Annotated in this window: 19 protein-coding genes and 1 pseudogene; 13 read left to right on the top strand and 7 right to left on the bottom strand. The window is 71.7% G+C overall.

Annotated features, from left to right (window positions below; all coding sequences use genetic code 11):
• Positions 1 to 4: 4 nt before the first annotated feature.
• Complete coding sequence (locus tag QBL21_RS17645; RefSeq protein WP_407563160.1) at positions 5 to 778, bottom strand: cyclase family protein; 774 nt, start codon at positions 776 to 778, stop codon at positions 5 to 7.
• A 201-nt stretch (positions 779 to 979) separates the two neighbouring features.
• Between QBL21_RS17645 and QBL21_RS17640 the strand changes: the two genes are divergently transcribed.
• Positions 980 to 1,732, top strand: coding sequence for a YqjF family protein (locus QBL21_RS17640; RefSeq protein WP_407563159.1), 753 nt, complete (start codon positions 980 to 982; stop codon positions 1,730 to 1,732).
• A gap of 183 nt (positions 1,733 to 1,915) precedes the next feature.
• The gene (locus tag QBL21_RS17635; protein ID WP_407563158.1) at positions 1,916 to 2,170 is read left to right on the top strand and encodes a hypothetical protein; all 255 of its coding nucleotides are present in this window, start codon (positions 1,916 to 1,918) and stop codon (positions 2,168 to 2,170) included.
• A gap of 166 nt (positions 2,171 to 2,336) precedes the next feature.
• Here the strand turns inward: QBL21_RS17635 and QBL21_RS17630 are convergent, their stop codons facing one another.
• Positions 2,337 to 2,933, bottom strand: coding sequence for a TetR family transcriptional regulator (locus QBL21_RS17630; protein ID WP_407563157.1), 597 nt, complete (start codon positions 2,931 to 2,933; stop codon positions 2,337 to 2,339).
• 95 nt (positions 2,934 to 3,028) lie between these two features.
• On the opposite strand from QBL21_RS17630, the gene QBL21_RS17625 reads away from it, so the two are divergent.
• The 3 genes and pseudogenes from QBL21_RS17625 (at position 3,029) to QBL21_RS17615 (ending at position 5,197) form a co-directional block, all read left to right on the top strand.
• Positions 3,029 to 4,072: an NAD(P)-dependent alcohol dehydrogenase gene (locus QBL21_RS17625; protein ID WP_407563156.1), complete on the top strand. Its 1,044-nt coding sequence runs from the start codon at positions 3,029 to 3,031 to the stop codon at positions 4,070 to 4,072.
• Positions 4,073 to 4,102: 30 nt separating this feature from the next.
• A pseudogene (locus tag QBL21_RS17620) lies at positions 4,103 to 4,269 on the top strand (DUF5713 family protein); the annotation flags it as partial.
• A 328-nt stretch (positions 4,270 to 4,597) separates the two neighbouring features.
• Complete coding sequence (locus QBL21_RS17615) at positions 4,598 to 5,197, top strand: methyltransferase family protein (RefSeq protein WP_407563155.1); 600 nt, start codon at positions 4,598 to 4,600, stop codon at positions 5,195 to 5,197.
• 194 nt (positions 5,198 to 5,391) lie between these two features.
• On the opposite strand, the gene QBL21_RS17610 is transcribed toward QBL21_RS17615, so the two are convergent.
• A complete protein-coding gene (locus tag QBL21_RS17610; protein ID WP_407563154.1) occupies positions 5,392 to 6,234 on the bottom strand; it encodes an alpha/beta fold hydrolase in 843 nt (280 codons plus the stop codon).
• Positions 6,235 to 6,397: 163 nt separating this feature from the next.
• Entirely contained in the window at positions 6,398 to 7,252 is an 855-nt protein-coding gene (locus QBL21_RS17605; protein ID WP_407563153.1) for a helix-turn-helix domain-containing protein, read from the bottom strand.
• A 122-nt stretch (positions 7,253 to 7,374) separates the two neighbouring features.
• Between QBL21_RS17605 and QBL21_RS17600 the strand changes: the two genes are divergently transcribed.
• The gene (locus tag QBL21_RS17600) at positions 7,375 to 7,695 is read left to right on the top strand and encodes a hypothetical protein (protein ID WP_407563152.1); all 321 of its coding nucleotides are present in this window, start codon (positions 7,375 to 7,377) and stop codon (positions 7,693 to 7,695) included.
• A gap of 142 nt (positions 7,696 to 7,837) precedes the next feature.
• On the opposite strand, the gene QBL21_RS17595 is transcribed toward QBL21_RS17600, so the two are convergent.
• From QBL21_RS17595 to QBL21_RS17585, 3 genes are all read right to left on the bottom strand, one after another.
• Positions 7,838 to 8,404: a TetR family transcriptional regulator gene (locus QBL21_RS17595; RefSeq protein WP_407563151.1), complete on the bottom strand. Its 567-nt coding sequence runs from the start codon at positions 8,402 to 8,404 to the stop codon at positions 7,838 to 7,840.
• A gap of 4 nt (positions 8,405 to 8,408) precedes the next feature.
• Positions 8,409 to 9,878 carry an MFS transporter gene (locus QBL21_RS17590; protein ID WP_407563150.1) on the bottom strand — a complete coding sequence of 490 codons (1,470 nt, stop codon included), beginning with the start codon at positions 9,876 to 9,878 and terminating at the stop codon, positions 8,409 to 8,411.
• A gap of 172 nt (positions 9,879 to 10,050) precedes the next feature.
• Positions 10,051 to 11,019, bottom strand: a complete 969-nt coding sequence (locus tag QBL21_RS17585; protein ID WP_407563149.1) for an EamA family transporter — start codon at positions 11,017 to 11,019, stop codon at positions 10,051 to 10,053.
• 39 nt (positions 11,020 to 11,058) lie between these two features.
• Here QBL21_RS17585 and QBL21_RS17580 point away from each other — a divergent pair, with 39 nt between their 5' ends.
• From QBL21_RS17580 to QBL21_RS17550, 7 genes are all read left to right on the top strand, one after another.
• On the top strand, positions 11,059 to 11,589 hold the full coding sequence (locus QBL21_RS17580) for a MarR family winged helix-turn-helix transcriptional regulator (protein ID WP_407563148.1): 531 nt from the start codon (positions 11,059 to 11,061) through the stop codon (positions 11,587 to 11,589).
• 159 nt (positions 11,590 to 11,748) lie between these two features.
• The gene (tap, locus tag QBL21_RS17575; RefSeq protein WP_407563147.1) at positions 11,749 to 13,869 is read left to right on the top strand and encodes a telomere-associated protein Tap; all 2,121 of its coding nucleotides are present in this window, start codon (positions 11,749 to 11,751) and stop codon (positions 13,867 to 13,869) included.
• A gap of 3 nt (positions 13,870 to 13,872) precedes the next feature.
• Entirely contained in the window at positions 13,873 to 14,430 is a 558-nt protein-coding gene (gene tpg, locus QBL21_RS17570) for a telomere-protecting terminal protein Tpg (protein ID WP_407563146.1), read from the top strand.
• Between the two features lie 246 nt (positions 14,431 to 14,676).
• Positions 14,677 to 15,432, top strand: coding sequence for a (5-formylfuran-3-yl)methyl phosphate synthase (locus QBL21_RS17565; RefSeq protein WP_407563145.1), 756 nt, complete (start codon positions 14,677 to 14,679; stop codon positions 15,430 to 15,432).
• Positions 15,433 to 15,440: 8 nt separating this feature from the next.
• Positions 15,441 to 16,844 carry an aldehyde dehydrogenase family protein gene (locus QBL21_RS17560; protein WP_407563144.1) on the top strand — a complete coding sequence of 468 codons (1,404 nt, stop codon included), beginning with the start codon at positions 15,441 to 15,443 and terminating at the stop codon, positions 16,842 to 16,844.
• 2 nt (positions 16,845 to 16,846) lie between these two features.
• Positions 16,847 to 17,953 carry an NAD(P)-dependent alcohol dehydrogenase gene (locus tag QBL21_RS17555; RefSeq protein ID WP_407566458.1) on the top strand — a complete coding sequence of 369 codons (1,107 nt, stop codon included), beginning with the start codon at positions 16,847 to 16,849 and terminating at the stop codon, positions 17,951 to 17,953.
• A 52-nt stretch (positions 17,954 to 18,005) separates the two neighbouring features.
• Entirely contained in the window at positions 18,006 to 18,911 is a 906-nt protein-coding gene (locus QBL21_RS17550; protein WP_407563143.1) for a class I SAM-dependent methyltransferase, read from the top strand.
• The last annotated feature ends 13 nt before the right edge of the window (positions 18,912 to 18,924 follow it).

Below are 18,924 nucleotides of genomic sequence, written 5' to 3'. Positions count from 1 at the left end.
CCACTCACCTCTCGACCAGGGCGAGGACCCGCGCCGGCGCGCCGGATCCGGTGACGATGGGCAGCGGGCCGGCGACGAGGACGGCGCCGGTCGCGGGCAGCCGGCCGGCGTTGCGCAACTGCGTCAGCCCGTACTTCCCGCTGCCGAGCAGGTACGCGTGGCACGGGAACGGCGGGTCGAAGGAGTGCGCCGCGCCCGCGTCCGTACCCACCGTCTCCACCCCGATCCCCACGACCGGCGACTCCTCGGCGAGCCAGCGGGCGCACTCCACGCTCATGCCCGGCGTGTGCGGCCCCGTACCGTCGGCGTTGAGGAACTCCTCCTGCCCGGAGGCCCGCGCGTCCCACCCCGTACGGTAGATCAGCCATCCACCGTCCGGCAGCGGCCCGTGCTCCCGCTCCCAGGCCCGGACGTCGTCCACCTCCAGCAGGAAGTCCGGATCGGCCGCGCACCGTTCGGCGACGTCCAGGACGACGACCGGCCGGATCAGCCGCTCCACCGGCACCTCGGCGACGTCGTGACCGTCGCGGCCGGTGACCCAGTGGTTCGGGGCGTCGAAGTGGGTGCCGGTGTGCTCGCCGCTGCGGAAGTTGTTCCAGTACCAGGCCGGCCCGCGCTCGTCGTACCGGCTGATCTCGGCAAGCTCGAACCGCTGCGTCTGGCCGAACTGCGGCGGAAGTTCGAGGATCGGCGTCCGGCTCGACAGCGGCGCGGTGAGGTCGACGACCTCGATGCGGCCGGTACGGAGAGCGTCGGTGAGCTGACTCAGTACGGTCATGAGGACTCCCGCGCCCCGGGACCGGTGCCGCGACCACGGGGCTGTTGTAGTGGCGGAGGGCCGATCCGCCGCCGGCCGGTCCGGCTTCGCGTGGAGGGTACCTCCGCCCACCACCCGCGTCGAAGCACCCGCCGCCCGATTCCGGTGCCCGGCGGCCGGGGTCCTCGTCGGCGCTGGAGAGCGCGCTGTCATTCTGGCGTGGTGCACAAGCCTGTTTCGCTCACGCCCGATGCGCCGCACGCGGTGCGTTTCCCGCTGCTCACCCAGCAGTGGCTCGACTTGGCTTTCGTCCACTGGGCCGTCGAGCCGGGTGCCGTGGCGCGGCTGCTGCCCGCCGGGACGGTGCCGGACACCCACGACGGGGTCACGTACGTCGGGCTGGTGGCGTTTCGGATGCATCGTGTCGGGTGGCTTCGGCTGCCCGGCGTGCCGTATCTCGGGACGTTCCCGGAGACCAATGTGCGCCTGTACTCGGTCGACGCGTACGGGCGGCGCGGTGTGGTGTTCCGTTCGATGGACGCCGCCCGGCTGATCCCGGTGGTGATGGGCCGGCTCGGCTTCGGGCTGCCGTACCTCTGGTCGCGGATGACCGTCCGCAGGACCGGCGACACCGTCAGCTACACGAGTTCCCGCCGCTGGCCGGGACCGCGCGGTGCGTACAGCCGCCTGACCGTGCGGCAGGGGGAGCCGATCGAGGAGGCGACGGAACTGGAGCACTTCCTCACCGCGCGCTGGGGCCTGCACAACATGTTCTTCGGCAGTACGGGCTACTTGCCCAACGACCACCCCCGCTGGCCGCTGCACCGCGCCGAGCTGATCGACTGCGAGGAGAACCTGATCGCGGCGGCCGGCCTGCCCGCGCCGACCGGCGCGCCGGTCAGCGTCCTGTACTCGCCGGGCGTACCGGTACGCCTGGGCCGCCCCGTCCGCCCGGCAGGAATCCCCACCCCGTAGAACCGGGCACCCCCACGGGGCCGAAGCTCCGGCGAACTCGTCCGTGTGTCCCGGGGGTCGTTCCGCGGGGTGGTTTCATCCAGCGGGTCCCCGCGGTCGCGGCGGTAGCTGTCACCACGGGGAATGTAGCCGCACGGGGTGGGCGAGTTGCCGCCCGCCTGTCGGCTCAGGAAGGTAGGACCCATGGCTGTCTACGACACCGAGATTCACACCGGGGGCGGCGGCTGGCAGCAGGATCAGCCGCTGTCACTGAGCATCGCGAACCGCGGCGACGTCGTCCCGGCAGACGGTCGCCCGTCGACCGGAACGACCGTGACCTGGAGCGGCGACGAGGGCAAGGGCTCCGTCACGTTCTTCGACGACGGCACCCGCTTCGAGGGAACCGCCCAGTTCCCCAACGAGGGCCCCGTGGGCTACCGCGGCCAAGTCCAGGACTGACCCGCTAGCACCCGTACCCGCCTGCCGAGAGGGATAGGGAGCGGCCCTCACCCCGTCGTAGGGCACCCGGCCGGGTGCCCTACGACGGTCTCGCTTGACCGGCCTTCAACTGGACGACCGCACACGGCAATGGAGCATCCGGAAGCTGCGAGCCGTCGCGGTGTGCTCAGGCTCCCCGGTCCGGGGCGACGGCGCGTTGTACGCAGTCTCGGAGCAGCGCACGCCGTTGGTCGTGCACGTCCGCGCTCTCCTGGGCAGAGGCGGCGTAGACGTTGCTCACCGGCGACCAGGCCATGGACATGGCGATGACCATGGCCAGTACATCGAAGGGGTCTCCCTGCCTGATGCGCCCAGCGGCCTGGGCCTCTGCGATGACGCGGAGTTTGTGGTCGTCGTAGCGATCGTGGTCCGCCACGAGATGTCCGATCGGGCGCCGCTCCAGGCGCGCCCAGGTCGCGAGCCGGATCAGATCGGGGCGGCTGAGGTATTCGTCGTAGAGGCGCACCGCCCAGTCGGCTAGGTCCGTGGCATCGATGGGGACGACATTGGTGATCCGCTCCAGCGAGGCGAAGAAGATCGCGTCGAAGAGCGCATCCTTGTTGCCGAAGTAGCCGTAGAGCTGCGCCTTGTTGGTGCGTGCGGCGGCGATGATCCGCTCGATGCGTGCGCCGGCGATGCCGTGCTGGGCGAATTCGCGGGTGGCGGCGTCAACGATGCGCTGGTACGTCGCGGCTCCGCGGCTGCTGGACGGCTGGTCAGGCATGCGGCGAAGCGTAACAGACAGACCTGTCTGTTTGCGTTTCGGTTCCCGGGCGCCTACGGTCAAATAGACCGAACAGTCTGTCTGAGGAGATGGCGATGCGCACGACGACCGGATGGCGGGCGGACGGCGCGACGCGGACCCTGCGCCGCGCGGCGCTGGAGCGCCGGGACCTGCGCCCGGACGACATCGCGGTACGTGTCGAGTACTGCGGCGTCTGCCACACAGACCTCCACGCGCTGCACGCGCACGAGAGCGACGCGAACGGTGTGCTCGTACCCGGGCACGAGTTCACCGGCGTGGTCACCGAGGCCGGCAGCGCGGTCTCCGGCTTGTCCCCAGGAGCCCCCGTGGCCGTCGGCAACATCGTCGACTCGTGCGGCACCTGCCGCATGTGCCGGGCCGGTCAGGAGAACTTCTGCCGCGAGTTCCCGACACTGACCTACGGCGGAGCCGACCGGCACGACGGGACGACCACGCTGGGCGGATACTCCCGCGAGTACGTCGTGAACCATCGCTTCGCCTACCACCTCCCCGCGGGCCTCGACGCTGCCGCCACAGCCCCCCTGCTCTGCGCCGGCGTCACCGTCTGGGAACCGTTGCGGGCGCTCGGCGTGGGCCCAGGGAGCACCGTCGCCGTGGCCGGACTGGGCGGCCTGGGGCACCTCGCGGTCAAGATGGCGACCGCGCTCGGCGCGACGACCTCCGTCATCAGCCGCACTCCGGACAAGGCCGGCGAAGCCCGCGGCCTGGGGGCGCAGGGATTCGTCGTGTCCACCGACTCCACGCAGATGGAAGCGGTCCGCGACCAGTTCGACGTGGTCATCGACACCATCTCCGCACCCCACGATCTGGCCCCGTACCTGCGGATGACCGCCATGGACGGCACCCTCAGCAACCTCGGCCACCTCGGACCGGTCACCGTGGACACCATGGACCTGCTCATCGGCCGCAAGAAACTCGGCTCCGCCGGCAGCGGCGGCCGCCCGTCCACCGCCGCCATGCTGCGCTTCTGCGCCGAACACGAGATCACCGCAGACATCGAACTACTGCCGTCGTCCCAGGTGAACACCGCTCTCGAACGCCTGGAGCGCAACGACGTCCGCTACCGATTCGTACTCGACATGTCCGACCTGGACTGACCGCCGACGCGGCTTGTAACTAGAGCAATGTCCGCGACGGACGAATTCCATTTGCTGGAGACGGAGTTCGAGGCAGTCGGAAGTGAGTTCGAGCGGTGGCGCGCGAGGAGATCGCCGAGGACTTCTGGTATGCCGCGTCGGCCTGCGGGTTCGCGGACGCGGACGGAGAAGAGCTGATTGCCAACCGGGATTGGTAAGCCCGAACGGCAGGCCAACTGCCGTCACAGCGATTCGTTGAGGATTGCGACCAGTAGGGTCGCCTCGTAGCGGAGGCGAGCTTGTCGGATCTCCTGGCGGCCGCGTGATTCGACTGCGTGCCGCTGCTCGTAGTCGTACGTGTCGAGATTCGGGGCTCCCAGGCCCCACCCGGGGACCTTGCTGAATCTATCCGCCGCGCTCCCGAATAGTCAATGACGCTTTCTCCACGGCACCGAGCGGCGGCGGGAGTTGACATACCCACGGCGACGATGTTCCGGACTCGCCGGGCGAGGTGAGGTTCTGTGGAAAGGAAGGAGGCCAACACCAATGGCCGTTACTGCTCTGGTGATGTTCACCCTGCTTATCGCGATGGTGATGGGCGTACGGGTGCTGATTCAGGTGCGCCGCACCGGTGACACAGGTGTGCGAGGCAAGACGCGAACTCAGAGCCCCTTACAGAGGTTGGGTGAGTCGCTGGGCGCGATCGGGCTTCTGGCCCTGGGCGTGGTTTCCCCGGTCACCGCGCTGGCAGGGCTGGGTCCGGTGGTGGACAGCACGCCCGTCGCGCTCGTGGGCGTGGTGCTGGCGGGGGTGGGCATTGTCGCCACCTTCGCCGCCCAGCTTGCGATGGGCAACTCGTGGCGGGTCGGTGTCGATCCCGACGAGCGGACCGCGCTGATTACTTCGGGACCATTCCGGTTCGTGCGCAACCCGGTCACGACCACCGCGCTCTTAACCTGCGCCGGGCTGATCCTCATGGTGCCCGGCGTCGTCGGCGTGGTCGGGTTCGTCGCCCTCGTGACCGCCAATCAACTCGTGATCCGCCTGGTCGAGGAGCCCTACCTGCGCCGCATCCACGGCTCGGACTACCTTCACTACGCCGCAAGGGTCGGCCGGCTGGTGCCGGGCCTCGGCCGGCTCAGCTAGCGCCCGTCGCAAGAGCCGAGGAGCGGGCCGGCCGCGCCGCGCTTCTCGGCTCCAGGCGGGTCGGGCACTTCGCCGCTTCCCGCCGTACTGCCGATCGCCGCCGCTCACCCTCATGTCGGCAGCCCCCCAACCCACCGCCCCCGCGCTCCCGGCGCCGATCAGGTGCGATCGCCGGTTCGGGCGCGTACCGGCCGTCAGGGCACGGAGGCGAGGAAGGTCAGGAGGGTGGTGGCGAGTTCGGCGGGGGCGTCGAGCGGGGCCAGGTGGCCTGCGTCGGGGAGGGTGTGGAGCCGGGCGCCGGGGACGAGTGCGGCGAGTTCGTGGCCGCGGGCGAGTGGTACCCAACTCGTGTCGTCCTCGCCCCAGCAGACCAGCACGGGCAGGTCGATCGCGGAATAGCGGGGCTGCATGGCGTCCGTGTAGCGCCGGTCGTCCAGGCGCTGCGTGAGCTGGCGGTAGAAGGCCGCGCGGCCCGCTTCGCCGAGCCAGGGGCCGACCAGCCTGTCGAGGTCGGCCGGGTGGAGGCCGGGGCTGCTGGCGGACTGCACGTACTCGCGCACCACCGCTTCGTGCACCGGGAGCGGGAGCCGGGCGAACACCTCGGCGTGCTCGCCGACCAGGGTGGAGAACGGGCTGCCCCAGGGCGGCAGGGAGACGGCGTCGACCAGGGCGAGGGCGCGGTAGCGGGCGCCGCGCAGCAGATGAGCGCCGAGGGCGACGGCCCCGCCGGAGTCGTGCGCGGCCACCAGGGGCCGGTCCAGCCGCCAGTGGTCGAGGAGGTCGGTGAAGACCCCGCTCATCGCATCCAGTGAGAGGTCCTGGCCCACGGTCGCCTCCGAGGCGCCGTAGCCGGGCATGTCCCAGACGTAGACCTGGTAACGGTTGGCCAGCGCCCGGGCCACGGGCCGCCAGACGTACGACGAGAACGGTGTGCCGTGCAGCAGGACCAGCGGCTCCGCGCCCGGGTCGCCGAGCCGGTCCCACCGGACGACGCCGGAGGTGCTCTCGAAGGTGCGGGACAGGTGCCAATCCGCCATGCGCTCCACTGTAGATGCGAGAAGCTCCGGGACCGGCCAAGAGGGGCCGTTGACGCACGTGGAAAGGGCGTCGCGTCCTCCGGCGATCGTCAGCTTGCCCGGAGTACGGCCGGCGTGCAGGAGTTCCCGGAGTGTGCGGCGCCGCTGCGGCACGGACAGGCGGCTACGCGTGCGGACGGTCCGCGCAGGCGGGTGTGGACGGTCCGCCGGTGCACAGGAGGTGGCGTAGTGCAGTGGGTGGGTGGCCGAGGTGGGTGCGCAGGGTCCGGGTGAGGTGGGCGTGGTCGGCGAAGCCGAGATCGGCGGCGAGGGCGGACAGGTCGGACTCGCCCGCCTCGATGCGGTCGAGCGCGTGATGGATGCGTACCTGAAGGCGGAACTGGCTGAGAGTCCGCCCGTGGTGGCGGTGGAAGATCCGGCTGAGGTGGTGCGGTGAGACGCCGACCGCGCGGGCCAGGTCGGTAGGCGAGAGTCCGGCCGGGTCGGCGACCAGCAGATCGCGGGCGTCGCGGACGATGCGCCGCTGGGCCCGCAGCGTGGCCGGGCGCTGCGCCCCGGCGGGTTGCGGGACGGGTTGCCGCAGGACGTCGGTGGCCAGCCGGGTCGCCTGCTCGAACAGGGTGAAGGGGTCCGCGCCGCGCCGGGCGTGACGCAGCAGGAGGCGGTGGCGCAGTTGCGTGCGGCCGTCGACGACGACGGGCCGGTCGAGTAGCCGGGTGCCCCCCGCGGTGAGGTCGTCGAGGAGCGGCGGGTCGAGGGTCAGGACGGTACACGTGTCGCGGGCGCCGGGGCGGTGGGCGATGGTCTGCTCGTCGCCGGGGGCGGCGGCGAAGGCGCTGACCGGATCGAGGGTTGCCTGCCAGCCGCGCAGCCGCACGGCGTAGACGCCCCGCCGGACGAGGATCAGCGCGTGACGCTCGTGGGCTTGCGCGGGCCACCAGCGGTCGGTGTCGGAGTGCATCCGCTGCTCTTCGAGGGTGAACCCGTCGCCGCGGGCCACGGGCATCGTGTGCCGCATCGCCACATCGTAGGCCGGAGCGCGGATGAGCACGGATGTTCAAGCCGGCGCCCCGCGCCCCGGCCGAGACTGTCGCCCGGGGGAGCACCCCCACCCCGCCACCGTACGAGAGGACACCGGAGATGATCCTGCGTGACTGGGGCGCGACCGCCACCCCCGAGGGCGCCGGGGCGTACGCCCGGCACTTCACGGGCGCCGTGCTGCCGCGGCTGTCTGCACTGCCCGGCTTCCACACGGCCTTTCTGCTGACCCGGGACGGCGCGCGGCTCGTGCGCATACGTGTGCTGACCGTGTGGGAGTCTTTCGACGCCGTCCGCGCCTTCACCGGCCCCGACACCGCCGTCGCCGCGGTCGAGCCCGAGGCCCGGTCCCACGTACTCGACTACGACCGCACCGTCGACCACTACCAGATCGCCGACCTGCTCCAGGGACCACGGCGATGAACTTCGCCAGGCTGCGCGTGCTCGCGAAGCGGGTGGAGATGACGACGCAGCCGGACCCCGCATGCGAGCTGTGGAAGAACGGCGACCGGCGCGGAGGCGAGGCCGTGCGGGCCCGGCCGGAATGGCTGCCCGTCTGGCAGCGTCAGGGCGTCAGCAGTACCTGCACCGTCGGGGCGAAACGCCGCACCACATCCTCGATCGCCCCCGCGCGGAGCTCGGGGCCGCGCGCGATTCCGTACATCACGCCCAGGCCCACCAACTGCGCCACGGCCAGCTCCGCACGCAGCCCTGCGTCGGGGCCGGTCAGGCGGAGGGCGAGCTGATCCACCACCTGGGTACGGAAGTTCACCCGCAGGACATCGCCGTCCTGGCCGTGCAGCGGGGCGAAAGCGATCCGCAGGAGCGGGTCGACCCCCCGTTCGCGCTGGCCCGTGAGGATGTGCCGGACCATGTGGGCACCCAGCTCGCCGAGAGGGGCGTCCAGTAGGGCACCGGCGTCGGTTTCGAAGGACATGACTCCGGCGAACAGGGCGTTCTTGTTGCCGAAGTACTTCACGATCAGCGGAGGGCTGACCCCGGCCCGTTCGGCAACGTCCTTGAGCGTGATGTCGGCGTGCGGGCGCCGGGCCAGCAGGTGCCGGGCCGCGCGGAGGATGGCGGACTTGCTCGCCTCGGCGTCCCGCCGGGGGGCGGGTGCGGGGGTACTCATGCCCTTACGCTCCCTTCCCGGTCCTCTCCGGGGCGGCGACCGGGACCCTGCGGCGTGCCTGGCGCGGCACCTTGGCCGCCGCCGCGTCGCGCGGGATGACCAGGGCTGCGGCGCATGCCACCAGGGCGATGGCGCCGGCCATGGTGAACGCCAGCAGGTAGCCGTGCAGCGTGGCGACCCGGGCGCCGCCGACGTCGCTGGTGTGGTGCACCAGGATGGCAGCGACGGCGGCGCTGGACGTGGCCTGGCCGATCGTGCGCATCAGGACGTTGACGCCATTGGCGGAGGCCGTCTGCTCCGCCGGGACGGAGCGCAGGATCAGGGTGGGGAGCGCCGAGTAGGCCAGGGTGGTGCCGGTCGAGACCACCGCCGCACCCACGATGATCATCCACAGATCGCGGCTGTCGGCGATGCGCACCGCATAGCCGCAGGCCATGACGGCGGCGCCCAGCGCCAGGGTGACGCGCGGCCCGCGGGCCTCGGAGATCCGGGCGGAGAGGGGCGAGAACAGGAGCATGGTGACACCGCCGGGCAGCAGGCACAGGCCGGTGGCGACGATGGACAGTTCGAGACCGTAGCCGGTGGCCTTCGGCGCCTGCACCAACTGGGCCGTCACCAGGGTGTTGGCGTAGAACGCGAAGCCGGTGAGCAGGGCGGTCAGATGCGGCAGGCCGACCCGCGGCCGTACGGCGAGTCGCAGATCCACCAGCGGTGCCTTCGTGCGCAACTGCTGCCACGACCACAGGGCCAGGACCACCACGGCGGCGAGGAAGAGGACGAGGACGGGGCCGCTGGTCCAGCCCCACTGCCCGCCCTGGGAGACGCCCAGCAGCAGGCACACCAGGCCGGCGGCGAGCCCCAGGGTGCCGACGACGTCGAAGCGGCCCGGCTCGCGGACCGGCGACTCCCGTACCGCCCAGGCGATGGCTGCGATTCCCAGCGCACCCAGGGCGCTGGTCAGCCAGAACATCACATGCCAGTCGGCGTACTGGATCACCAGCGCGGCCAGCGGCAGGCCGAGGGCGGCACCGATCCCGACGGTGGAGCTCATCATCGCGACGGCCGATCCGCGGCGCTCCGGGGGCAGTTCGTCGCGCAGGATGCTGATCGACAGCGGCACCACGGCGGCCGCCGCGCCCTGAAGCGCACGGGCCGTGATGATCACGGTGATGTCGGAGGAGACCGCGCACATCACCGACCCGACCGTCATCAGCGCAAGCGCCGAGATGAGCACCCGCTTCTTGCCGTACATGTCGCCGGCCCGGCCGAGCACCGGAGTGAGGACGGCGCCGGCGAGCAGTGTCGCGGTCACCGTCCAGGACACCGTTCCCGCCGAGGAGCCGGTCAGCCTCGGCAGGTCCGGAAGGAGCGGTACGACGACGGTCTGCATGACCGCCATCAGGATCCCGCCGAAGGCCAGTGACGGGATGGTGAACCGACCCCGCAGGCCGGGTATCGGGGCGGGTTCCGTCATTTACGGGCTCTCCGGCGACTCGACACGATGCGGTGAATTCCCATTCACCTTATCAGGTGAATGGGAATTCACCCATGCGGTGCTAAAGCACCCACTTCGCCGGCAAACCCTGGTTGAAGAGGTCGCCGGTGCGGGTGCCGCCTCACCGGACGAGATCCCTCGCGCGTGCTCATCACCGCGGTCGGCCGCGCATGCCACGGCTGACCCCCACGTGCCGACCGCCTGCTGTCCTTGATCCTGGAGGGCTTGCAGAGGTGACCCGCGGTGCGTCGGCCGCCCGCTTTCGCTTGGCCCGACGTGTCGCGGGACGGGCGAGGGTTACACTCGCCAAGGCCAGTGCCAGCCCCGCGAGTTGGCGCCCGGTCAGCGTCTCGCCCGCGACCGCGGTGCCCAGCAGTACGCCGGTGACCGGGTTGAGCAGGCCGACCAGGCCGACGGTCGCCGCCGGCAGCCGGCGCAGGCCGGCGAACCAGGCGACGAACGCCAGCGCTGTGGCGACCAGGGTGACGTAGCCGAAACCGAGCAGTGCCTGAGCATCGAGCGCCGGTGGCCGGCCCTCGACGGCCGCGGCCGCCGGGAGCAGGATCAGGCCGCCGGCCAGGAGTTGCCATGCCGTCGTGGCCAGAGTGTCGGTCCCGTCGCTCCAGCGTTTGCCGAGGAGGTAGCCGCACGAGGACATGGCCATGGCGCTCGCCGATGCGAGGACGCCGACCGGATCGATCGACGCGCTCGCGGTCAGCAGCATGAGGCAGACGCCGGCCGCGCCCGCCACCGCCGCCGCCAGATGGCGCGCCCGCGGCGGCTCGCGGACCAGGGGCCAGGCCAGCACCGTCATGACCAGTGGGGCGGTGGCCATCACGGTCGAGGCCACGCTCGTCGGCAGGCGCTGCGCGGCCACGTAGACGAGGGCGAAGAACCCGCCCATGTTCAGCACGCCGAGCACCAGGGACCGCCACCACCAGGAGCCGCGCGGCAGCGTCCGGCGCACGGCGAGCAGCAGGAGCCCGGCAGGCAGCGCCCGTATCGCCGCGCCGTACAGCGGTCGTTCGGGCGGCAAGAACTCCCCGGTGACGTAGTACGTCGTGCCCCACGCCACCGGTGCTATCGCGGTGATCATCGACCAGCGCAGGGTAGCTTCCATGGAAGCAAATATATCTTCCAAGGAAGCTAGTGCGCTAGCATGGCACCTGTGGAGGAGAGCAGCGCAGCGCCCCTGGACCACGTCGCCCGGATCCAGGCCGAGTGGGCTCGGGAGCGCCCGGACCTGGACGTCACCCCGCAGGCGGTGATCGGCCGGCTGCACCGGCTGGGTGCCCTGCTGACCCGGCGGCTGTGCCTCGTCTACGACCAGTACGGGCTGAGCGAGGGCGAGTTCGACGTGCTGGCGGCCCTGCGGCGGGCGGGGCAGCCGTACGAGCGGGCGCCCGGCGAACTGGCCGCGCACACCATGGTGACGACGGGCGCGATGACCAAGCGCATCGACCGTCTGGCACGCAACGGGCTGGTCACCCGGCGCCGTTCGGCGAGCGACGGCCGCGGCCGCGTGGTCGCCCTCACATCGGCCGGTCGCAACCTGATCGACCGGGCCTTCACGGACCACATGCGCAACGAGCGAGACCTCCTCGACGCCGTCTCTCCTGATGAGGCCGCCCAGTTGCAGACCCTGCTGACCACGTGGCTGGCCCGCCTGGAGCAGCCGGACGTGAACTGACCACCGCGGGGATGGAGCTGATCGGGGAAGCCGCAGAAGCGTTCGAGACGAGTGCCACTCCGGTCGCCGACACACTCCGCGGTTCCGGCCCCGACCAACAGGGTGACTAACCGCGCGGAATCCGTGCGTTGAACCGTACATACAGCGTACGATCACGCCGTGGACCACGGAGACAAGGCTCGGTTCGATGCGGTGGACGCGCTGGTGGCGCGTTCGCGGGCGTTGCCGCCGCCGGGGGAGCGCCGGCGGCTGCGGGCGGCGCATGGGCTGACGCAGCAGGAGGTTGCCGATGCGCTGGGGGTGCGGCGGGCGACGGTAGGGGCCTGGGAGAGCGACGACCCCGGCCGCCGTACGGAACCGCGGCCCCCGGAACGCGACGCCTACGCCCGCCTGCTGGACCAACTCGCCGAGTTGTACCCGCCGCCGGACGGGTCCCGCCCCTCGGCGCCCGCCGGGAACGTACCGACCGGACCGGAGTCTGCCGCCGCACCGGCACAGCGGTCCATCTCGGCACCGCCCGCGGCCACGAACTCTCGCCCGGGCGGCACCGGGACCTCCCCACCGGCCTCCGCCCCGGTGCCGAGCGCGCGGCCGTCGGTACGAAAGGCTGCCCCCGCGGCCACCTCGGCGGCGGGGGAGGGGCGATACCCGGCAGGGCCGCTGGCGGTGCTGGACGGCGACGGCGCCGCCCACCTCACCTACGGGCGCACCCTGGCATGTCCGGCGGGCTCGATCGTGGAACTGGTCGACTGGGCCATGCAGGCAGGGCTCGGTGCCGAGCGGCTGCACCGGTACGGGCAGGACGCCGACCCGCTGGTCGTGCTCACCGAAGCCGCCGCCGAGCAGTTCGGGCTGCCGGCGCGGTTGGACAACCGCGCCTTCGACGACGGGATGCGACTGGCGGAGGATCACCCTGTCGTACGCGAGATCCTGGCCGCGGGCTGGAAGCTGACTCGCCGCGGCTTCGGCCCCTGGCCCCGGATCTACCGCCCCGCCGAGGCCGGACGCCGGCAGTGCGTTCAACTGGCCCTTCTGGGCTGGGAGGCGCTGGAGGAGCGGGCCTGGCCCGGCGCCGACCACATGCCCCCCGGCGAGCTGGCGCGCATGCTCGGCACCTACGCGACCCGGGTCATCACCACCCGCGGCTCCACCGCCGTCACCGGCCTGGAACTGATGGCCGCGCTGCGCCCACCGACCCGCCCCGTGCGCGACGGCGCCGGCTGGATCTCCGGCCCCGTGACCGGGTCGCTGACCGCCGCGGTGGACCCGGCCCCGCCGGAGGCCCCGGAGGAGCACCCGGTCGCCGCCGGCCGAGAGGCGGGGCAGGCGATCGACGAGGAGGCGTACGACTGGGTACGCCCCGAAGGGTTCACCGACGCCGAGTGCCGCCTGCCGTACGTGATCGGACTGGACGTCAACATGGCGTTCGCCGCGGCGGCGAACCGGCTGACCGTCGGACTGTCCGCACCCGTACACACCGACGGCCCCCGCTTCGACAAGAAGATCCCCGGAGCCTGGTACGTCGACCTCTCCCCTGTGGAGCTGGACCCGCGGCTGCCCAGCCCGTTCACCCCCACCGGCGACCGGCCGACCGGCCCGGCCTGGTACGCCACTCCGACCGTCGCCTACGCCGCCGAACTCGGCCACGACGTCCGCCCGCTGGAAGCCTGGCTACGCCCGGAGGCAGGTGCGTATCTGGATCCGTGGTACGAGCGGCTGCGCGATGCGTACATGGCGACGATGGCCGACCTAGGCGTGACGAAGGAACTGACCGAGGCCGAGTACGTGGCCGTGATGGCCGGCCACAAGGAGGTCGACCCGACCGCCGCGGCGGTCCTGTCCGCGGTCAAGGCGACCGTCAAAGGCGGCATCGGCAAGCTGCGAGAGCGAGCACAGGGCAAGGCCAAGTTCCGTACGGACCAGCGGTGGGCGGCCCTGGAGCGGCCGACCTGGCGGCCGGACATCCGGGCCGCGGTCATCGCCGCCGCGCGCGTCAACATGCACCGCAAGATGACGAAGATGGCCGCGTACGGCCGATACCCGGTCGCGGTTCTCTCCGACTGCGTCGTCTACCCCGCCGCCACCCCGTCGCCGCTGGATCTGCTGCCGCGTACGCCCGAGGGCAAACCGGCCCCGGGCACGTTCCGTCTCGGTGTCAGCCCCGGTATGACCAAGGTGGAGGGCGTACGCGATCTGTGGTGGGCCGCGGAGATCATGGAGCAGGGCTTCAACCCGGCCCGGCACATCAAGGACGACCCCACCCGTGACGGGGAGGAGTGAGCGATGGCGACGATCGGCGAATCCCTGGAAACAGCTCTCCAGGCCACCGCAACCCGCCCCATCCCCGCGAGCCCGCAGGCGCGGATGCGGTTCCTCGTCAAGGCGGAGCAGGGCTCCACCCGCCGTGCGGCGGCCCGGCTCGGCTGCTCCCAGCGCCAGGTCGAGCGCTACCTCGCCGGACAGGCCCGCCGCCCCACCCCGCGACTCGCTGCCGCGCTGGAACGCGAGGTCCGCAAGAGCTGGCAGCCCCGCGTACGGGCCCGCGCCATCCGCCAGGCCGCCCAACGCGGCGCCATCGTCGAGACGAGGGCTCGCTTCGGCTTCACCGCCGCCCCGGGCTCGACCGACGACCCCCGCATGCGCCGCATCACCGAACAACTCCCCCCGGACGTCACCGCCCAGCTCCTCGCCCGGCACACGGCCGGCGCCGACGAGGCGGAGCTGCGGGACCTCCTCGGGGCCGGCCTCGGGCACGCCTACTTCCAGGACCGCGGCCGCCGTGCGGCCGGCCTGGAGGTCACCGTCACCGACATCGACCACCTCGACGTCGACCTCACCTGAACCCGCGAGCGCAGCGTCAACCGGCTGTGCAAAGTGAGCGGAAGCATATAAGCGCCGAATCATCGCCCGTGGGCCGGTTTGCTCCGGTATGCACGGCGCACCGGGCGTGGACTGAGCACCCTGGGTACTCTGTGCGCCCTGCCGATTCCTCAGGGTGACGGAAATGATGAGCGCACCGCACATCAGCCAGGTGATCCGCGGTCCCCTGTCCCACGGCCGGGCGGACTGGCGGCGAAGGAGGCCAGGGTGTTGCTTCTCATCTCCCCGAACGGTGTCGAAGAGGCTCTCGAATGTGCGAAGGCGGCGGAGTATCTCGACATCGTCGACGTCAAGAAACCTGACGAGGGCTCTCTCGGCGCGAACTTCCCCTGGGTCATCAGGGAGATCCGCGACGCGGTCCCCGCGGACAAGCCCGTGTCCGCGACCGTGGGGGATGTCCCGTACAAGCCCGGCACGGTGGCCCAGGCCGCGCTCGGCGCGGTCGTCTCGGGGGCCACGTACATCAAGGTCGGCCTCTACGGATGCACGACGCCTGATCAGGGCATCGAGGTCATGCGCGCGGTCGTCCGGGCGGTGAAGGATCACCGGCCGGACGCGCTCGTCGTCGCCTCGGGCTATGCCGACGCCCACCGGATCGGCTGCGTCAATCCGCTCGCCGTGCCCGACATCGCCGCCCGGTCCGGCGCCGACGCGGCCATGCTCGACACCGCCGTCAAGGACGGGACGCGGTTGTTCGACCATGTTCCGCCGGACGTCTGTGCGGAGTTCGTCCGGCTGACTCACGCGTCCGGTCGGCTCGCGGCCCTCGCGGGCAGTGTCACGCGGGCCGACCTCGGTCCGCTGACCCGCATCGGTACGGACATCGTGGGCGTGCGGGGAGCGGTCTGTGAGGGCGGTGACCGCAACACCGGAAGGATCCAGCCGCATCTGGTGGCCGCCTTCCGGGCGGAGATGGACCGGCACACCCCCGAGCACACCGTCGGCGTCGTCTCCGCGCACTGACCGCCGTCATGACGACTTCCGAGGCCGAGCGCGTCCCCGGACACCCGGCCCTACGTCTCGCCGTCGTCGACCCGGCCACCGGGGAAGCTTTCGACGAGGCTCCCGATCAGCGGCCGGACGAGTTGGACGCCGTGGTCGAACGGGCCCACCGGGCCTGGCACGGCTGGCGGGCCGACCCTGTCGCGCGCACCGCTGCGCTGCGCGCGGCGGCCGACGCAGTGGAGGCGGCCGGCGACGACCTCGCCCGGTTGCTCACCCGGGAACAGGGCAAGCCCCTGGCCGAGTCGTACGCGGAGGTGGCCCGTACCGCGGCCCGCCTCCGCTACTTCGCAGACCTCGCCCCCAGAACCCGGCGTATCGTCGACGGCCGGCCGGTGCGCAGCGAGATCCGCTGGCGACCGCTCGGGCCCGTCGCCGCGATCGTGCCGTGGAACTTCCCCCTCCAGCTTGCGGCGGCCAAGTTCGCGCCCGCGCTCGCGGCGGGCAACACCATGGTCCTCAAACCGTCCCCGTTCACCCCCTTGGCCACCCGGCTGCTCGGTTCCGTCCTTGCCACCGTCCTGCCCGAGAACGTCCTGACCGTCGTCACCGGCCGCGAACCCCTCGGTGCCCGTCTCGCGTCCCATCCGGGAATCCGCCACGTCACCTTCACCGGTTCGGTGTCCACCGGGCGGGCCGTCGCCGAAGCGGCGGCGGCCTCGCTCGCCCGGGTCACTCTGGAGCTGGGAGGCAATGACGCTGCCGTCCTGCTGGACGACGTCGAGGTGGACCTGATCGCGGACCGGCTCTTCTGGGCGGCCTTTCGCAACTGCGGGCAGGTCTGCATGGCGGTCAAGCGCGTCTACGCCCCGGCCCGGCTGCACGCCGAGGTCGTCGAAGCCCTCGCCCAGCGCGCGAAGACCGTCTCCGTCGGGGCCGGCCTCGACCCGGACACCCGGCTGGGCCCTGTCAACAACGCCCCGCAGCGGGCCCGGATCAAGCAGGTCACACAGCAGGCTCTCGCGGACGGTGCCCGGGCGGCGGCTGGCGGCCACCCGCTGGGCGGGCCGGGCTACTTCTTCGCTCCCACGATCCTCACCGACGTGCCGCCCGGCAGTCCGGTGGTGACCGGGGAGCAGTTCGGACCGGTTCTACCGGTCCTGCCGTACGGAAGCCTCGACGAAGCCGTCGACGCGGCCAACAGCACCGGCTTCGGACTGGGTGGTTCCGTGTGGGGCACCGACCTCGACCGGGCCGAGGCGGTGGCCGAGCGGCTCGAATGCGGCACAGCCTGGGTCAACCATCATGCCGAACTGTCCCTCGCCCAGCCCTTCGCGGGTGTCAAGGACAGCGGGGTCGGCGTCGCGGGCGGGCCGTGGGGGCTGTACGGCAACCTCCGGCCGTTCGTCGTCCACCGCCCGCAGGAGGCGTGACGGTGCGGTTCCAGGCTGCCGTACTGCGCTCGTACGAGAACCCGTTCATGGTGGAGGAGGTGGTTCTGCGGACAGAGCCCGCCGCCGGCGAGATCCTGGTCGAGATCGCGGGTACCGGGATGTGCCGGACCGATCTCGCGGTCCGGCGATCCGCCGGCCGGAGCCCCGTGCCGGCCATCCTCGGCCATGAGGGCGCCGGGGTCGTGGTGCAGACGGGGGGTGGTCCGGACGCCGCGATCGGCGTCGGTGACCACGTCGTGCTGAGCTTCGACTCCTGCGGACGCTGCCGGACCTGCCGCGGCGCGGCCCCGGCCTACTGCGACTCCTTCGCTTCCCTCAACCTCTTCGGGGGGCGCAAGGAGGAACCGCCGCGGCTCACCGACGCGACCGGCAGAGCACTGGCACCCCGGTGGTTCGGGCAGTCCTCGTTCGCCCAGTACGCCCTCGTTCCCGCTCGCAACGCCGTACGGGTCGACCCCGCACTACCGCTCGAACTGCTCGGGCCCCTCGGCTGCGGTTTCCTCACCGGCGCCGGAGCCGTGCTGAACACCTTCGGCGCAGGTCCCGGCGACACCCTCGTGGTCTTCGGCGCGGGAGCGGTGGGCCTGACCGCGGTGATGGCGGCCACCGCCGCAGGTGTACTGACCGTGGCCGTCGACCGGCATACCGAGAGGCTCGCTTCGGCCGAGCGGTTCGGCGCGACGCCCCTGTCTGCCGCCTCACCCGACCTGCCCGAACGGATCCGGCGGCTGACCGACGGCGGCGCCCAGTACGCGCTGGACACCACGGCCTCACCCCCGCTCATCAACAAGGCGCTCCAGGCCCTGCGTCCCACCGGCAGCCTCGGCTTGGTCGCACGCCTCCACCACCCACTGGCGCTCGAACCGGGCACGCTCGACCGCGGCCGCAGCGTTCGCCACATCTGCGAAGGGGACGCCGTACCCGGAGTACTGATACCCCGGCTGATCGGACTGTGGCAGGCCGGACGCTTCCCTTTCGACCAACTGATCCGCACCTACCCGTTGGCCGGCATCAACGAGGCCGAACGCGACTGCGACGCGGGCCGTGTGGTCAAACCCGTCCTGCTCCCGGAGAGAACGAACCGATGAGCCAGGTACGCGCACCGAGCACTCACCCCCACTTCCGCCCGACGGAGGAAGCATGGCAGGCACGACGCCCCAGCACACAGACGTGGAAGGCGTGGACGGAGGGGTGGGCCTGACCGCCCTCCTGGTTGCCGCGGCCCGAGCCATCGAGACCCACCGCCACGACAGTCTGGCCCAGGACGCCTACGCGGAACACTTCGTGCGCGCGGCCCCTGCCTGCGCGGACTGGCCGGTGCGCATCGAGCAGGTTCCGGACGGGGACGACAACCCGCTTTGGGGGCGGTTCGCCCGCTACTTCGGGCTGCGGACGAGGGCGCTCGACGACTTCGTCCTCCGGTCGGTCGGTGCGAGCGCCCGCCAAGTGGTCCTGCTGGGAGCGGGGCTGGACACCCGCGCCTTCCGGCTGGATCTGCCGTCCGACTGCGTCATCTTCGAGATCGACAGGGCGGGCGTGCTGGCCTTCAAGCAACGGGTGCTCACGGACCTGTCGGCCGCCCCGAAGGTCAAGCGCGTCCCCGTACCGGTCGACTTGCGCGAGGACTGGGTCGGCGCGCTGACCACCGTCGGCTTCGACCCGGCCGCACCGAGCGTCTGGCTGGCCGAGGGGCTCCTCTTCTACCTGCCGGGCCCCGCCGAGACGTACCTCATCGACACGGTGGACAGGATGGCCACCGCAGGCAGCGCTCTGGCCTTCGAGGCCAAGCTGGAAAGGGACCTCCAGGCGTACCGCGACAGCCCGACCTACACGGCGACGCGAGAACAGATCGGCATCGACCTGCTCCACCTCTTCGACAAAGGGCCACGACCCGACTCCGCGGGCGACCTGACGGCCAAGGGCTGGTCCACCTCGGTGCGCACGCCCTTCGACTTCACCCGCCGGCACGGACGCGGCCCCCTCCCCGAGCCCAACGATGCGCTGGAGGGAAACCGGTGGGTGTTCGCGCACAAGCCCTCGCCGTGAAGCCCGCAACGCT

Source organism: Streptomyces sp. 184 (assembly GCF_045781775.1).
GTDB lineage: Bacteria > Actinomycetota > Actinomycetes > Streptomycetales > Streptomycetaceae > Streptomyces.
Note: the sequence above shows the minus strand (reverse complement) of the source record. Positions and strands in the feature narration are given on the sequence as shown.

What these genes read in the sequence shown, in the direction of transcription:
- QBL21_RS17645 (WP_407563160.1), bottom strand. Translation starts at nt 778, where the DNA reads ATGACCGTACTGAGTCAGCTCACCGACGCTCTCCGTACCGGCCGCATC.
- QBL21_RS17635 (WP_407563158.1), top strand. Translation starts at nt 1,916, where the DNA reads ATGGCTGTCTACGACACCGAGATTCACACCGGGGGCGGCGGCTGGCAG.
- QBL21_RS17630 (WP_407563157.1), bottom strand. Translation starts at nt 2,933, where the DNA reads ATGCCTGACCAGCCGTCCAGCAGCCGCGGAGCCGCGACGTACCAGCGC.
- QBL21_RS17625 (WP_407563156.1), top strand. Translation starts at nt 3,029, where the DNA reads ATGCGCACGACGACCGGATGGCGGGCGGACGGCGCGACGCGGACCCTG.
- QBL21_RS17615 (WP_407563155.1), top strand. Translation starts at nt 4,598, where the DNA reads ATGGCCGTTACTGCTCTGGTGATGTTCACCCTGCTTATCGCGATGGTG.
- QBL21_RS17610 (WP_407563154.1), bottom strand. Translation starts at nt 6,234, where the DNA reads ATGGCGGATTGGCACCTGTCCCGCACCTTCGAGAGCACCTCCGGCGTC.
- QBL21_RS17605 (WP_407563153.1), bottom strand. Translation starts at nt 7,252, where the DNA reads ATGCGGCACACGATGCCCGTGGCCCGCGGCGACGGGTTCACCCTCGAA.
- QBL21_RS17600 (WP_407563152.1), top strand. Translation starts at nt 7,375, where the DNA reads ATGATCCTGCGTGACTGGGGCGCGACCGCCACCCCCGAGGGCGCCGGG.
- QBL21_RS17595 (WP_407563151.1), bottom strand. Translation starts at nt 8,404, where the DNA reads ATGAGTACCCCCGCACCCGCCCCCCGGCGGGACGCCGAGGCGAGCAAG.
- QBL21_RS17590 (WP_407563150.1), bottom strand. Translation starts at nt 9,878, where the DNA reads ATGACGGAACCCGCCCCGATACCCGGCCTGCGGGGTCGGTTCACCATC.
- QBL21_RS17585 (WP_407563149.1), bottom strand. Translation starts at nt 11,019, where the DNA reads ATGGAAGCTACCCTGCGCTGGTCGATGATCACCGCGATAGCACCGGTG.
- QBL21_RS17580 (WP_407563148.1), top strand. Translation starts at nt 11,059, where the DNA reads ATGGCACCTGTGGAGGAGAGCAGCGCAGCGCCCCTGGACCACGTCGCC.
- tpg (WP_407563146.1), top strand. Translation starts at nt 13,873, where the DNA reads ATGGCGACGATCGGCGAATCCCTGGAAACAGCTCTCCAGGCCACCGCA.
- QBL21_RS17560 (WP_407563144.1), top strand. Translation starts at nt 15,441, where the DNA reads ATGACGACTTCCGAGGCCGAGCGCGTCCCCGGACACCCGGCCCTACGT.
- QBL21_RS17550 (WP_407563143.1), top strand. Translation starts at nt 18,006, where the DNA reads ATGGCAGGCACGACGCCCCAGCACACAGACGTGGAAGGCGTGGACGGA.